At 49.0% G+C, this 866-nt stretch carries 1 protein-coding gene; it reads left to right on the top strand.

Annotated features, from left to right (window positions below; translation table 11 throughout):
* A partial coding sequence (locus tag B7364_RS07945) for a hypothetical protein (RefSeq protein ID WP_232780844.1) occupies positions 1-854 on the top strand: 854 nt, incomplete at its 5' end.
* Between the last annotated feature and the right edge of the window lie 12 nt (positions 855-866).

Raw genomic sequence — 866 nt, 5'->3', positions numbered from 1 at the left:
GACTCTCATTTCAAATGACGGACCAATCGGGGCTCAGGTCACCCTGTTTTCCGAGCGTTGCTTCAGTTTTAGTTGGCAGAGGCCTGATGCTGAGTTTGGCAGAATTTGTAAGATTGATAGGACTGTTTCTGATCGGGAGTGTGCTGGCGAGTTGCAGTAGTGCAAGGCCAGCCCCTCAGCATGATTTTAAACTTGTATTCGAAATGCCCTATCGCGACATCCAAAGTCTAATGGTGGCTGGCGAGTCCAAACCAATAACCATCGCTGAGCTTCGCAGTGATTTAAAGACGGAATCGCGTTTCCGCTGTCTCGGTGTGTTTGGCTCATGGAGCAACAGTTTTGTTTTCACCGGTGAAAATTCTGCAAGTCAAGACGCAGACTGGATGGCTCGGCGCATCGTAGATAAGTTGTCTTGTCGGTCGCCAGAAGGTTACTTAGTCCGAAGTGATCAAGACGCAATAATCCTATATTATCCGAACGCTAAGGGGAAATATGCGACAAAATCCAACATGAAATACTGGCGATTGGGTCCAGACGTACGACCGGATCCAGCTTACCAAGAATTTCTTTTTGCCTTGCTCAAGGCATACCCGGACAAGCCGGATACCTGCCGGATCGTAAGCGCCACTTCACTGCATGAGAATACTCCGCGAACCGTTTATATTGGAATTTCGACTTTCCCAGACAGATCTGATGCACTTGCGGATAGCTTGCTTGAAGGCCAGGTTATGTGCGCGAACTTGCCATTGTATTTGGCGATGGGGGTTTCATCTGAATCACTTCCCGTTGTAATGGGCGAAGTTAAGCAAGTAAGCGCTTGGCAGGAGCCTAGGCCGTGTGGACAAAGTATCTGATCCAGAGGCGTG

Source organism: Aquidulcibacter paucihalophilus, assembly GCF_002105465.1.
Taxonomy (GTDB): Bacteria; Pseudomonadota; Alphaproteobacteria; order Caulobacterales; family Aquidulcibacteraceae; genus Aquidulcibacter; species Aquidulcibacter paucihalophilus.
This window is presented reverse-complemented; position numbering and strand designations above follow the sequence as displayed.